We start from the raw sequence: 14,183 nt of genomic DNA on the forward strand, positions 1-14,183 counted from the left end.
ATCTGACTGACCTCGGGGCAAGGCGCGACGCAGGAACAAATGTGGGAGCGGGCTTGCTCGCGAAAGCGGAGTGTCAGTTAATGAAAATGTCACTGAAACACCGCTTTCGCGAGCAAGCCCGCTCCCACAGGGGATTGAGTACATCTTTAGAAGGGTTCATGCCGTGGCAGGCGCTGCGACAATTCGTCGAGCAATTTCTGCTCGCGCTTGTCTTCAAGGCGCTGGGCTTCTTCACGGTAACGCTGCACCAGTTTGCGCAAGCCTTCAACTTTAGCAAACGCCTGTTGCCAGGCCTCGCGCGCCTTATCGAGATTGTTCTGGTGCCAATTCAGACTCTGCCGCTGCTGATCAACAGCCGTATCGAGTTGCGCCAAAAAGCCCTGAAAACCCAGCAGCCACTGCCCGGTCACGCCGGTGCTGCCGCGCACGATCCACTGCTCGGAATAATCCAGACGAAAGGCATTAAGGTCGGCGAGTTTGCTTTCGGCCACCTTCACTTGGCCCTGAAAGTAACCGAGGCGCTGCACGGCGGTTTTCTCGGCTTTTTCAGCCATGTCCACCACCGGCGCCAGACGCGCGGCTCGACTGACGGCAGCCATGACCGGTTACCCGCCCGCCGCTGGGGCGAACAGGGTTTCCAGGTAGGCCTGGCTTTCGCCCATGTTGATTTTGTCGTTGAGCCCCTGACGCTGGTAGCGCACCAACTGCGGGTGCAGCGAGATCGCAAGATCAGTTTCGCGATCGCCACCGGCCACGTAAGCGCCGACGCTGATCAAGTCGCGGCTCTGCTGATAGCGCGACCACAACTGCTTGAAATACTGCGCACGCTGCATGTGCTCAACCGAGACTACGGCCGGCATCACCCGGCTGATCGACGCTTCGATATCGATGGCCGGGTAATGACCTTCCTCGGCCAGACGCCGCGACAACACGATGTGGCCGTCGAGCACGCCTCGCGCCGAGTCGGCAATCGGATCCTGCTGGTCATCGCCTTCGGACAGCACGGTGTAGAACGCGGTAATCGAACCCCCGCCCTTCTCCGCATTACCGGCGCGCTCCACCAGTTTCGGCAGCTTGGCGAACACCGATGGCGGATAACCCTTGGTCGCTGGCGGCTCGCCGATGGCCAGAGCGATTTCCCGCTGGGCCTGAGCGAAACGGGTCAGCGAATCCATCAGCAACAGGACGTTCTTGCCCTTGTCGCGGAAATACTCGGCGATGCGCGTGCAGTACATCGCCGCGCGCAGACGCATCAGCGGCGCATCGTCCGCCGGAGAGGCGACGACCACCGAGCGCTTGAGACCTTCTTCACCGAGGCTGTGCTCGATGAATTCCTTAACTTCTCGACCGCGCTCACCGATCAGCCCGACGACGATAATGTCGGCCTCAGTGAAGCGGGTCATCATGCCCAACAGCACGGATTTACCAACGCCAGTACCGGCGAACAGACCGAGACGCTGACCACGCCCCACCGTCAGCAAACCGTTGATGCAACGAATGCCGACGTCCAGCGGTTCGCTGATCGGGTCACGGTTGAGCGGGTTGATCGTCGGGCCGTCCATCGGCACCCAGTCTTCGGCTTTCATCCCGCCCTTGCCGTCCAGCGCACGACCGGCGCCATCCAGCACGCGACCGAGCATGCTCATGCCCATCGGCAACCGACCGGTGTCGGCGAGCGGCACAACGCGGGCGCCCGGGGCGATGCCGGCGACACTGCCGACCGGCATCAGAAAGACTTTGCTACCGGAGAAACCCATGACTTCCGCTTCCACCTGCGACGGGTGATAGCTGTCGTCATTGATCACCAGGCAGCGCGTGCCCATGGCAGCACGCAGGCCTTCGGCTTCAAGGGTGAGGCCGACCATGCGCAGCAGGCGACCTTCGAGAATCGGCGCCCCGGCAATTTCGACGGCCTCGGCATAGCTGCTCAGGCGCTTGGCGAAACTGGTGCGTTCAAGGCGCATCGGGGGCGTCCGCAAGCGGCTCTTCAGCAGTGGCCGCCGGTTTTACGTCTTCGGGAATGTCCAGGCTTAGATCCGCTTCTGCCGGGTGCAAAGCTTGTTCGTGCAACTGATCGAACAGCTTGGCCATGACCTGACCAACGCGGGTTTCGATGCTCGCGTCGATGCGACTGTGTGCGGTTTCGACCCGGCAACCGCCCGGCAGCAGCGCTTCGTCTTCAACGATGCGCCAGGTTTCTTCATGACGTTCGCGCAGGGCTTTGGCCTGCTCGAAGTCCTGCGGATTGACGTACAGACGCACGTTGTCAACGCCCAGCGGCAACAGCTTGAGGGCGTCGCGCATGACGTGTTCGATCTGAGTCGAATCGATGGCCAGTTCGCGCTGAATCACCTGTTTGGTGATGTGTTGCACGAGGTCGATCAGCGATTTTTCGATCTGCGTGTCCTGCTCGGCGATCGGCTCGAACAGGTTGGCCATCAACTGCTCAAGGCTGGCGAGTTTGGCGGCCAGAGCGACCTCGGCTTCCTGACGCACCTTGAGGGTGGCGCTGTGGAAACCTTCTTTTTCGCCAATGGCGAAGCCCTCGTTGTAAGCCTCCTGACGGATGCTTTCGAGTTCTTCCAGGGTCAGTGGCTGGACTTCGTCCAGCGGCACTTCTTCCATTTCCGGCGGTTCAGGCTCGGGTTCTGGCTCGGGTTCCGGTTTTGGCGGATCGAAGCTCGGCAGCGCCCAGGATTCGAAACCCCGAACATCGCGGGCGCGGATCAGATCCGTCACAGACTCGTCATGCTTGTCCATGGGCTTAGATCATTTCCTCGCCGCCCTTGCCACCGAGGACGATTTCTCCGGCTTCGGCCATACGGCGGGCGATGGTGAGGATTTCTTTCTGTGCGGTTTCGACGTCGCTGACGCGCACCGGGCCCTTCGCTTCGAGGTCGTCGCGCAGCAGTTCGGCGGCACGCTTGGACATGTTCTTGAAGATCTTTTCTTTGACGCCTTCGTCCGAACCCTTGAGGGCCAGCACCAGCACGTCGGAAGACACTTCGCGCAGCAACGCCTGAATGCCACGGTCGTCGACATCGGCGAGATTGTTGAACACGAACATGAGGTCTTCGATCTGACCGGACAGGTCTTCGTCGACTTCGCGGATCGAGTCCATGAGCTGGCCTTCGATCGAGCTGTCGAGGAAGTTCATGATGTCCGCCGCACGCTTGATGCCACCCAGGGTGGTGCGCGAGGCATTCGAGTTGCCGGAGAACTGCTTCTCGAGAATCTGGTTCAGCTCTTTCAATGCCGCTGGCTGCACGGTGTTCAACGACGACACGCGCAGGATGATGTCCAGACGCACTTTGTGGTCGAAGTTGCCGAGCACTTCACCAGCCTGATCGGGGTCGAGGTAGGCCACCACGATCGCTTGAATCTGCGGGTGTTCGTAACGGATCACGTCAGCAACGGCGCGCGGCTCCATCCATTTCAGGCTGTCGAGACCGCTGGTGTTGCCACCGAGCAGGATGCGGTCGATCAGGCCGTTGGCCTTGTCTTCGCCCAAGGCTTGCGTGAGCATTTTGCGCACGTAGTCATCGGAGCCGACGCCGAGGCTGGTCTGGTCGCCAACGATGTCGACGAACTCGCTCATCACTTGTTCGACCTGCTCGCGATGGACGTTGCCCATCTGCGCCATGGCCACGCCAACCCGCTGAACCTCTTTCGGGCCCATGTGGCGCAACACTTGTGCGGCATCGGTCGAACCCAGGGACAGCAGCAGAATCGCGGCTTTGTCGACCTTGTTCAGTTTGACGCTGGCGGCTCGGTTATCACTCATCTGCGTTAATCCACTCTTTCACGACCTGGGCCACGCGACCCGGGTCTTCTGCCACCAGACTCTTGATTGCATTCAGCTGCGCGTCATAACCCTCGCTCGGGCTAGGCAGCAGAATGGATTGCGGACCACCGAGGCTGACGCGGTCGTTGGCCAGTTCGCCATCCAGACCGCCCATGCCACCGAGCTCGACATCGCTGCCCAGCGCCAGCTCTTTGCTGCGGCCGCCGTTGGTGATGTTGTTGAGCACCGGACGCAGCACGCCGAACACCAGCACGAGGATGAACAACACACCCAGCACTTGTTTGACGATGTCCCAGAACCATGGCTGAGAGTAGAACGGAATGTCGGCAATCACTTCACCGCGTTCAGCGGAGAACGGCATGTTGATCACGCTGACGCTGTCGCCACGGCTGGCGTCAAAACCGACGGCGTCCTGCACCAGACGGGTGAAGCGCGCCAATTCGTCGGCGGTGCACGGCGCGCGGGTGGTTTCACCGTTGGCCGCGTTGATCTTGACCTGATCGTCGACCACCACCGACACCGACAGACGATTCAGGCGACCCTGCTGCTGTTTGGTGTGGCTGATCGAACGGTCGAGCTCGAAGTTCTTGGTGGATTGTTGACGCTTGTCTGCCGGGTACGGCGCGAGCATTGGCTGGCCGGTGGCCGGATCCATGATCTGCTGACCGTTGGCATCCACCAGTGGCTGACCCGGTTGCACCATGGCAGCCGGCGCGGCGGCATTGGCGGTGGTCTGCGGTGCCGAGGCTGGCGACGGCGGCTGGTTGCTCAAGGCACCCGGCACACCTTGCGGGCCATTGCTGGCGGTGCGTTGTTCGTTGACCGACTGCTCGCTGCGCAACGCCGGTTGATCCGGGTTGAACTGCTCGGCGGTGGATTCGACGGCATTGAAATCGATGTCGGCCGAGACTTCAGCCTTGTAGCGATCGTTGCCCAGCACCGGTTGCAGAATGTTGTGTACGCGCTGGGTGAGCATGCTTTCCATGCGGCGGCTGTAATCGAACTGCTTGCCGGCCATGGTCATTTCGGAGTTTTCCGCCTGATCAGAGAGCAAGGTGCCCTTCTGGTCGACGACGGTGATCTGCGATTTGCTCAACTCGGGAACGGAAGTCGCCACCAGGTTGATGATCGCAATCACCTGACCCGGCTCCAGCGAACGACCGGAGTACAGCTCGACCAGAACCGAAGCGCTTGGCTTGCGTTCATCACGGACGAACACCGAGCTTTTCGGAATCGCCAGGTGCACGCGGGCACCCTTGACGTTGTTCAGGCTGGAAATGGTGCGTGCCAGTTCACCTTCGAGGCCGCGACGATAACGGGTCGCTTCCATGAACTGACTGGTGCCCAGACCCTGTTCCTTGTCGAGGATTTCGAAACCGATATTGCCGTCGCTGGGAGTGACACCAGCGGCTGCGAGTTTCATCCGCGCACGGGACAAGTCTTCGGCCTTGACCAGCAAGGCGCCGGAGTTCGGTTCGACGTTGTAAGGAATGTCAGCGGCGGCCAGGGTGTCCATGACCTGCTTGGCGTCCATGCCGGCAAGGCTGCCGTACAACGGACGATAATCCGGCTGCTGCGACCACAGCACCACGGCGAAGCCAATCGCCACGCTCGCTGCCAGGCCGACCAACAGGCCCACCTGACGCAGCATGGTCATCTCGGAGAGGTTTTCCAGGAAGGACAAGCCGAACAGCGGCGGTTTGCCGTCTATCGGGGTGGCCTTGGCCGGAACGTTATCGGCGACTGCTTCTGCCATGACTCAATCTCGTCCTTAAACCGGCATCTGCATGATGTCTTGATACGCCTGAACCAGTTTGTTGCGCACCTGGGTCAGAGCCTGGAACGACACGCTGGCTTTTTGCGAAGCGATCATCACGTCAGTCAGGTCGACGCCGGTCTTGCCGACTTCGAAAGCATTGGCCAACTGAGTGGACGCCTGCTGGGTATCGCTGACTTTGTTGATGGCCTGACCGAGCATGTCGGAAAAGCTGCTGCCCGCCATTTCCGGCACGGCGGAAGTGGTCTTCGGCGAAGACATGGCGTCCATTTTCATGGCCTTCATGTCCATCATCAACCGATTAAATTCAATACCTTGGCTCATGGTCTACTCTCTTGGGCGGCCCGCAATTTTTTGACACTCACTCGGCGGGTACACAGGTATTAGCAACAAGGGTGCCAGCTCGGCGGACTTCTTCCACAAAAGCCAATCGGGGCAACGCGCGAACAGCGAAGCCACCGCAAATCACTGTGGGAGGGGGCTTGCTCCCGAAGACGGCGTGTCAGTCGATATTTATGCAACCGACACGCCGCCTTCGGGAGCAAGCCCCCTCCCACAATGGATCTACGGTGGTTTCAGGTGGCGAATAAGTACGCTTCGACATCCATCCCGGCATCACGCATTTGCGCCAGTTTGTAGCGCAGGGTTCGCGGGCTGATGCCGAGCTTTTCCGCCGCCTCTTTGCGCCGGCCACGCTCGCTGCGCAGGGTGTCGATGATCATCTGAAACTCCCGGCGGCGCAGGTCATCGCCCAAGGCACCGGCGGAATCCGCCTCGATCTCGACTTCACGAATCACCGGCGCAGCGGGCGCTGGCGTCGGCAATGTGGCAAACATCACCGGGCCGGACAGGCAGAAATCCTGCGGCTGGATCAAACCGCCCTGCTGCAGAATCAAGGCGCGTTGAATGGCGTTATCCAGTTCGCGAACATTGCCCGGCCACGGGTAACCGGTCAGGCACGCCTGTGCCTCGGGCGAGAGTTTCGCCGCAGCATGCTTCATTTTATTGACGTGTTTGGCCAGCAGACGCTCGGCCAGCGGCAGGATGTCGGCGGTGCGCTCGCGCAACGGACGCCAGGCCAACGGAAAAACCGACAGCCGATAGAACAAGTCTTCACGGAAACGCCCCGCCGCCACTTCACCGGCCAGATCACGGTTAGTGGTGGCGACCACGCGAATATCCAGGGTGATCGGCTTGCGCGCGCCAACGCGCTCGACTTCGCGCTCTTGCAGGACGCGCAGCAGTTTGGCTTGCAGGCCCAGCGGCATTTCGGAAATTTCGTCGAGCAGAATGGTGCCGCCATCTGCCTGTTCAAACTTGCCGGCCTGAGCGGCAATGGCGCCGGTGAACGAGCCTTTCTCGTGCCCGAATAATGTCGCTTCGAGCATGTTGTCCGGAATCGCCGCGCAGTTGATCGCAATGAACGGTTGATTGGCGCGATGGGATTGCTGGTGAATGTAGCGCGCCAGCACTTCTTTACCGGTGCCGGACTCACCGGAGATCAGCACCGTGGAATCGCTGCGCGCGACGCGTGCCGCCAACTCAAGAAGCTGGGCGCTGGCCGGTTCGACCGCAATCGGCCCTTCGCTTTCCCACGCGCCGAGATTGCCCAGCGCATGCCGCGCGACCAGATCCAGCAACGCTTTGGGCTCAAACGGTTTGACCAGATAATCCGCCGCGCCTTGGCGCATCGCATCCACCGCGCGCTCGACTGCGCCGTGGGCAGTCATCAGCAACACCGGCAATTGCGGCTGGCGAGCGCGCAGCAGCGCGAGCAACTGATGACCATCCATGCCGGGCATATTGACGTCGCTGACCACCAGACTGAACGCCTCACGCGCCACCGCCGTCAACGCTTCTTCCGCGCTGCCGACCGCATGGAAATCATGCCCGGCCAGCAACAGCGTGTCAGCCAGCGCTTCGCGCAACGAACGGTCGTCCTCGACCAGCAAAACCTTGATGCCCATGGCGATCACTCAGCTCCTTGTACAGCGGAAAACAGCGGCAGGATCACCTGCGCGCACGTGCCGCGCCCGACTCGCGAACGCAGCTGCAATTCTCCCTGATGCGCACGGGCGACCGCTTTGACCACGGTCAGGCCGAGGCCAGTGCCGGTCACTTTGGTGGTGAAAAAAGGTTCGCCGAGCCGCGCCAGAACAGCGGGTTCGATGCCGCTGCCGCTGTCACTGACGCTGATGCGCAAGGTGTTGTCTCGGGCGTAGCAATGCACTTTCAGGCGCACGTCACCGGGACTGGCCTGAATGGCGTTTTCGATCAGATTCAGCAGCGCGCCGACCAGCGTGTCGCGGTTGCACAGCAACTCGCCGGCATGACTGTCGCACTGCCAACGGATCGGCAGATCCTGCACATGGGTCAGCGCGGCGGCTTGCAGCGATTGCATCAGGGCAGTCGGCGTCAGGCGATCGGTCAGCGGCAGCTCGCCACGGGCGAACACCAGCATGTCGCGCACTTGGTGCTCCAGCTCGTGCAGGCGTTCTTTCAGGCGCCCGGCGAAACGTTGCTGAGTGGCGACAGGCAATTCCTGCTCAGTCAAATGACTGGCGTACAGCAATGCAGCAGACAGTGGCGTGCGGATCTGATGGGCCAGCGAAGCGACCATGCGTCCCAACGAGGACAGACGCTCGTGGCGCGCCAGTTGATCTTGCAGATGACGGGTTTCCGTCAAATCGTTGAGCAGCACCAATTGCCCCGGTTCGGCATCCAGCGAGCGGGTGGCAATCGACAAGCGTCGACCGTTTTTCAGAGAGATTTCATGGCCATCGTCTTCACGCGGCGCGAAGCAGCGGGCGATGACGTGGCGCCACAATTCGCCTTCCAGCGGCAGGCCGAGCAACTCGATCGCGGCCGGATTGGCTTCGACGACAATGCCGTGACCGTCAATCACAATGACGCCACCGGGCAACAGATCAAGGAGGTTTTGCAGACGGTTGGCCAGGCGTTCTTTTTCCGCCAGTTCCTGCATGCGCTGGGCGCTGACCACGGCCAGTTCACCCTTGAGCTCGGTGACTCGCGCTTCAAGCATGCTGTAGGAGTCGGTCAGTTGGCTCGACATCTGATTGAACAGCGCGAACGACTGCTCAAGACCCTGCCGGCTGGCCTGCTCTACGGACGAGGATGATGCCTCGGATCGGGAGGCAGAAGAGATCGGGGCGGCGTGGGGCATTGTGGTCTCTCGCGTGGCTGACCGTCAGTTAAACGGAACGTTGCGAGGGATGTAGCAATACCCGTGCCTAAAAAAAACTGCTTATAAATGAAGCAGTTGAAAAACAGGCGTCAATCCTCCGCCTGTTCGTCTCCGTCGCGGCGGCTCATGCCGTACTTGCGCATCTTTTCCACCAGCGTGGTGCGGCGAATACGCAGACGCTCGGCCGCTCGCGCCACGATGCCATTGGCGTCGTCCAGCGCTTGCTGAATAAGGCCTTGTTCGAGACCACCGAGGTAGTCCTTCAGATCCAGGCCTTCCGGCGGCAGCAAGGCGTTGGCGGTGAAGTCCGGCGTATGACCGTTGATGGCCACGCGCTCTTCGAGATCACTGCGCAAGCTGTCGACCAGTTGCTCGTCTTCGTCGTCGACGTAGCGGAATTTCTTCGGCAACTCGACCACGCCGATCACCCCGTACGGGTGCATGATCGCCATGCGCTCAACCAGGTTAGCCAACTCGCGGACGTTGCCCGGCCAGCCGTGACGGCACAGCGACATGATCGCCGCCGAGTTGAAACGGATCGAGCCGCGCTTTTCGTGTTCCATGCGCGAGATCAGTTCGTTCATCAGCAGCGGGATGTCTTCGACGCGCTCACGCAGCGGCGCCATCTCGATCGGGAACACGTTCAGGCGATAGTAGAGATCTTCACGGAAGGTGCCGATCTCGATCATGCTTTCGAGATTCTTGTGGGTCGCGGCGATGATGCGCACGTCGACGCTCTGGGTCTTGTTGCTGCCCACGCGTTCGAAGGTGCGTTCCTGCAGGACGCGCAGCAGTTTGACCTGCATCGGCAGCGGCATGTCGCCGATTTCGTCGAGGAACAGCGTCCCGCCGTTGGCCAACTCAAAGCGGCCAGCACGGCTGGTGATCGCGCCGGTGAAGGCGCCCTTCTCGTGGCCGAACAATTCGCTTTCCAGCAACTCGGCCGGGATCGCCCCGCAGTTGACCGGCACGAACGGTGCGTCGCGACGCTTGGAATGGTAATGCAGGTTACGCGCAACCACTTCCTTGCCAGTGCCGGACTCGCCAAGGATCAGCACGCTGGCGTCGGTATCGGCGACTTGCTGCATCATCTGGCGCACGTGCTGAATCGCACGACTGGTGCCGACGAGGCTGCGGAACAGGTTGGGTTCGCGATGGCGACCGCGCTCACGGGCCTGGTCGTACATCTCACGATAGACCTGGGCACGGTGCAGGGAGTCGAGCAATTTGCTGTAACTCGGCGGCATTTCCAGGGTCGACAACACCCGGCGGCGCTGGTCTTCAGGCAAGTCGACGGAAGAATTATCACCCATCAACAAGACTGGAAGGAACTCATCCCAGTTTGAGAGTGTCTTTAGCAAGCCCAAAAGCGCGCCAGGAGCATTAACCGTCCCGATCAGTACGCAAATGACTTCACGACTAGAGGACAAAGAGCCGACTGCCTGCTGCCAGTCATGGCTGCCGCAGGGTAAATTTTCTTCGCCGAGAAAATTTAAAATCACCGCCAGGTCGCGGCGGCGGACGCTATCGTCATCGATCAGCAGAATTTTGGTTTCACGCCACATGCAATAGCAACTTCCCTGGTCAACTCAATGCCCGAAAATGGGGGCAAGCGAGACGCTTGCAGGACACTCTGTGTCTGTAGACGCCCGAAATCTGAAAACAGCCACTAGTTAAGTCAAAAAACCGTGCACAGTCAAATTTATGGCGCACATCTCTGGATTAACTGAAGGTTAATTAACCAAACAGATGGTAAACCTTTGCCGCGTTCCGCGCTTGGGTGATCTGCGACATCTCGTTGGCTATCGCCTGTCGCTCACCCATGGCCACCTCAAGCAGCTCTCTGTAGACGTGTAGCAGCTCTTCGAGGTTCTCGCGCAATGCGACCTCGTCCAGCGCCGCTTCAGCCATGACGTCCTCCATGCAGGAACGGCAAGCCAGATCCAGCTCGCCAATAGCTTCCCAATTGCGTTCGGCCAGCGCACTGACCAACGCTTCACGGGTATCTGCGATTCTCTGCAAAACAGGACTCATAGTGATCTCCTTTAAAACTGCGGGCCTGGCGGAGCAATGCCGTCCCAGCCTTCCTTCACGGTACGCAGCAGCCCAGCCACTTCATCGAGAATTCGTGGGTCGCTGCTGATATTGGCTTCGGCCAGACGCTTCATCATGTAGATGTAGAGCTGGTTGAGCTCAGCGACTGAATCGGCGCTGTTTTCCAGATCCAGGCCTTCGCACAATCCGCCGACAATGCCGATGGCCTTGCCGATGGCCGTGCACTTGGCCGGGATGTCTTTGCGTTCGATAGCGCCTTTGGCCTGAGCAATTCGTTCCAGGCCACCTTCCATCAACATTTGCACCAAACGGTGGGGGCTCGCCTCGGAGGTCTGGGCGTGCGCGCCTACTTTCTGGTACTGCCGAAGGGCTAACATCGGGTTCATGTTCTACCTCATTGCCACAATGACTCGTATAACCAGTGTATCGCCAACGAATCTCAAAACTTTAGATGAAAAGACAAAAACCCGGCGCACGCCGATAAAGCGTAGCCGGGTTTTTGTCGTCAGCTCATGACTAGCTGGCGGACTTCTGGGCGTCCAGCGAAGCAAAGAACGAGGTGATGTTGCTCGCCGTCGCTTTCATTTGCCCAACCAGCAGGTCCATGGCGTTGTACTTGGCGGTCAAAGTCGCCGTCAGGCTGGTGACATGCAAATCCAGTGCGGCCTGCTGTTTTTTCAGACTGGCAGCGGAGTTGGTCAGGTTGCTGCTGCGCTGATCGAGCAGCCCCGTACCCGATTTTACATACGGGTCGACAGCACTGCTCATGCGCGCCAACAGACCATTGGTCGAGGTGGTGCCGGAGAACATTTGCTGAACCTGGCCTGCCATGCCCGGGATGGCCATACGGTCGTTGAACACTTTGGAATCAAGCGTCAGCTCACCGGTTTCCTTATCGGTCATGACGCCCATCTGCGACAGCACGGCCAATTGCCCGGTTCCCGCCGAGGATTGGGTCAGTTGCGAACGGATATCCGCCATCAGCGAGCGCGGCAGCGAGTCACCGGTGAATGCGGCCGAGACCGTCAGATTGCCATCCTCATCCGCTGTTGCATTGGACAGGGTGTCGATGGTGCGCTTGAGGGTGTTGTAGGAATCCATGAACGTTTGCAGCGACGTCTGGATGCCGGTGGTGTTGGTTGCAACGGTGACATTCGCAGCGGTCTGCTTCCCCAGGGCGTCTTTAGGACTCGCGGCAACGAGGTTCAACGTCAGGCCACTGATTGCGCCGCTGACCGTGTTGCTTTTGCTGGTAACGAGCAGCCCGTCAATGGTGATGGCGGCGTCGCCGGCCAACTCACCCACAGCGCCGGAAGCGCCTGCGGCGGGATCCTCACCCATTTTCTGGGTACCGTCGATTTCCAGCCCGGCAATACCGCTGACCGTCAGATCCATGCCTGTGCCGGTCTTGCTCGAGTTGATCACCAGGCGCGAGGCACCGGTACTGTCGGTCACGATGTTGGCGGAGATACCGTTGCTGGCTTGCGCGGTGTTGATCGCGTCTCGCGTGCTTTGCAAGGTCGCATTGGCCGGAATCGGAACATTGTAATCAATGCCATTCTGACTGATTTTCAGAGTACCACTCGGAATGGCACTGGTAGCGCCGCCAGCGAATGCGGCACTGGCGATTTTCGAGCCGGTGGCCAGATTCTTCACCACAACGCTGTAATTGCCCGGCACTGCCGAGCTGTCGGAGGTGGCTCCCAGAATCGCCGGGGTATCCGAGGTGGCAGAGAAACCGGCAAATGCAGGGCTCGTCGCCTTGCCCAGATCCGTCATCGATTTCTGGAACGCGGCCAGCGCACTTTTCAGCGAGCCGACACCGGAGATCTTCAGCGAGTTGGATTTCGTCTGAGTATCGATCTGCGTCTGTTTGGCCGACTTGTCGGCGTTGACCAGCGCGGTCACGATCGAACCGATGTCCAGGCCGGAACCCAGTCCGGAACCCGGTAAAATTGGACTTGCCATGTGCATCTCCCTTCAGATTGTTGCCATTCTTTTGACCGCTACTGGCGTCTTGGGAACGAACAAACACTATTCATGCCAGCTATCAGACTTTGGCGTCGAACAACACGTGGCTGGCGTTGGCGAGACTGTCTGCAAGCTTTAGAGCTTCTGCGGAGGGAATCTGTCGAACGACTTCACCCGTCTCGCTTGCGATCACTTTGACGATGACTTTTCCGGAATGTTCATCGATCGAAAACTCCAGATTGCGCTTGATCGACTGTACAAACTTCTCGATCTCCTGCACGGCCAGCTTCAATTTGGCATCGTCCGTATCCTGATTTTTATCAGCGACAGGAGCGTCAACCTTGGCAACTTTTGGCGTCTCGGACGGCTTGTCGGCCACAGGAGCTGGTGGCTTGGGAGCCGGATAAGACACGCTAAGCTTTACGCTCATGTCCATGCTCATCACCTTCTAACGTAAAAAAGCGAGAGAGCACGACAAGCGCACTCCCCCGCCTAAACTCAATCCGAAATTACTGAAGCAGCTTCAGTACAGCGGAAGGCAGTTGGTTGGCTTGAGCCAGAACGGAGGTCGAAGCCTGCTGCAGAGTTTGCTGCTTGGTCAGGTTAGCAGTTTCTGCGGCGAAGTCGGTGTCTTGTACACGACCCTGTGCAGCGGTGGTGTTCTCAACGATGTTTTGCAGGTTGGAGATGGTGCTGGTCAGACGGTTTTGCGAAGCACCCAGGCTGGCGCGCTGTGCACCGATTGCAGCGATAGCGGCATCGATTGCAGTGATCGCGTTGTCGATGTTGGTCGAAGCGCCAGAAACGCTAGCACCGGTCAGGGACAGAGTACCGCTACCAACCGACAGGCTGACGGCGTCGAACTTGGAGCTCAGTACCAGGTCGATGTGGTTAGCCGAACCAGTGTTTGCGCCAACTTGCAGAGTTACGGTACCAGCGGAACCGTCCAGCAGGTTTTTGCCGTTCAGGTTGGTCGAAGCCGAGATACGGGTGATCTCGTCGGACATCTGAGCGAATTCGGAGTTGGTAGCGGTCTGGTCAGCAGTGCCGTTGGTGCCGTTACGTGCTTTAACAGCCAGTTCACGCATACGCTGCAGGATGTCGGTAGTGGCTTGCAGGCCGCCTTCAGCCGCCTGAGCTACCGAGATACCGTCGTTGGCGTTCTGGATAGCCTGGTTGCCACCACGGATTTGCGAAGCCATACGGTTGGAGATTTGCAGGCCAGCAGCGTCGTCTTTAGCGCTGTTGATTTTCAGGCCGGAAGACAGGCGTTGCATCGAAGTCGACAGAGCGTCGGAAGCTTTGTTCAGGTTTTTCTGAACGTTCAACGACGTAGTGTTGGTGTTTACTGTTAAAGCCATGACGAATTC

Annotated in this window: 14 protein-coding genes; all 14 read right to left on the minus strand. The window is 59.6% G+C overall.

Annotated elements, in window-relative coordinates; all coding sequences use genetic code 11:
• Positions 1-146: 146 nt before the first annotated feature.
• Positions 147-599 (minus strand): flagellar export protein FliJ, encoded by a 453-nt coding sequence (gene fliJ, locus ACZZ0D_RS16375; protein WP_053118362.1) that lies wholly within the window; start codon positions 597-599, stop codon positions 147-149.
• A 6-nt stretch (positions 600-605) separates the two neighbouring features.
• Entirely contained in the window at positions 606-1,964 is a 1,359-nt protein-coding gene (fliI, locus tag ACZZ0D_RS16380; protein ID WP_212544229.1) for a flagellar protein export ATPase FliI, read from the minus strand.
• Complete coding sequence (gene fliH / locus ACZZ0D_RS16385) at positions 1,954-2,760, minus strand: flagellar assembly protein FliH (protein WP_463553775.1); 807 nt, start codon at positions 2,758-2,760, stop codon at positions 1,954-1,956. Before fliH ends, fliI begins: the two co-directional genes overlap by 11 nt.
• Positions 2,761-2,764: 4 nt before the next feature.
• Positions 2,765-3,784, minus strand: coding sequence for a flagellar motor switch protein FliG (fliG, locus tag ACZZ0D_RS16390; protein ID WP_053118356.1), 1,020 nt, complete (start codon positions 3,782-3,784; stop codon positions 2,765-2,767).
• Entirely contained in the window at positions 3,777-5,561 is a 1,785-nt protein-coding gene (gene fliF, locus ACZZ0D_RS16395) for a flagellar basal-body MS-ring/collar protein FliF (RefSeq protein WP_463553776.1), read from the minus strand. Before fliF ends, fliG begins: the two co-directional genes overlap by 8 nt.
• A 15-nt stretch (positions 5,562-5,576) precedes the next feature.
• On the minus strand, positions 5,577-5,906 hold the full coding sequence (gene fliE / locus ACZZ0D_RS16400; RefSeq protein WP_053118352.1) for a flagellar hook-basal body complex protein FliE: 330 nt from the start codon (positions 5,904-5,906) through the stop codon (positions 5,577-5,579).
• Positions 5,907-6,157: 251 nt separating this feature from the next.
• Positions 6,158-7,549: a sigma-54-dependent response regulator transcription factor FleR gene (fleR, locus tag ACZZ0D_RS16405; RefSeq protein WP_463553777.1), complete on the minus strand. Its 1,392-nt coding sequence runs from the start codon at positions 7,547-7,549 to the stop codon at positions 6,158-6,160.
• A gap of 5 nt (positions 7,550-7,554) precedes the next feature.
• The gene (locus ACZZ0D_RS16410) at positions 7,555-8,766 is read right to left on the minus strand and encodes a sensor histidine kinase (protein ID WP_463553778.1); all 1,212 of its coding nucleotides are present in this window, start codon (positions 8,764-8,766) and stop codon (positions 7,555-7,557) included.
• A 110-nt stretch (positions 8,767-8,876) separates the two neighbouring features.
• A complete protein-coding gene (locus ACZZ0D_RS16415; protein WP_463553779.1) occupies positions 8,877-10,352 on the minus strand; it encodes a sigma-54 dependent transcriptional regulator in 1,476 nt (491 codons plus the stop codon).
• Between the two features lie 172 nt (positions 10,353-10,524).
• Positions 10,525-10,821: a flagellar protein FliT gene (gene fliT, locus ACZZ0D_RS16420; protein WP_463553780.1), complete on the minus strand. Its 297-nt coding sequence runs from the start codon at positions 10,819-10,821 to the stop codon at positions 10,525-10,527.
• 11 nt (positions 10,822-10,832) lie between these two features.
• Positions 10,833-11,228, minus strand: a complete 396-nt coding sequence (gene fliS, locus ACZZ0D_RS16425; protein WP_401241076.1) for a flagellar export chaperone FliS — start codon at positions 11,226-11,228, stop codon at positions 10,833-10,835.
• Positions 11,229-11,358: 130 nt separating this feature from the next.
• Positions 11,359-12,810: a flagellar filament capping protein FliD gene (fliD, locus tag ACZZ0D_RS16430; RefSeq protein WP_463553781.1), complete on the minus strand. Its 1,452-nt coding sequence runs from the start codon at positions 12,808-12,810 to the stop codon at positions 11,359-11,361.
• Positions 12,811-12,892: 82 nt separating this feature from the next.
• A complete protein-coding gene (locus ACZZ0D_RS16435; protein ID WP_463553782.1) occupies positions 12,893-13,249 on the minus strand; it encodes a flagellar protein FlaG in 357 nt (118 codons plus the stop codon).
• A gap of 73 nt (positions 13,250-13,322) precedes the next feature.
• Positions 13,323-14,174, minus strand: coding sequence for a flagellin domain-containing protein (locus ACZZ0D_RS16440; RefSeq protein ID WP_463553783.1), 852 nt, complete (start codon positions 14,172-14,174; stop codon positions 13,323-13,325).
• Positions 14,175-14,183 lie beyond the last annotated feature (9 nt).

It is taken from the genome of Pseudomonas sp. AC193, assembly GCF_979258075.1.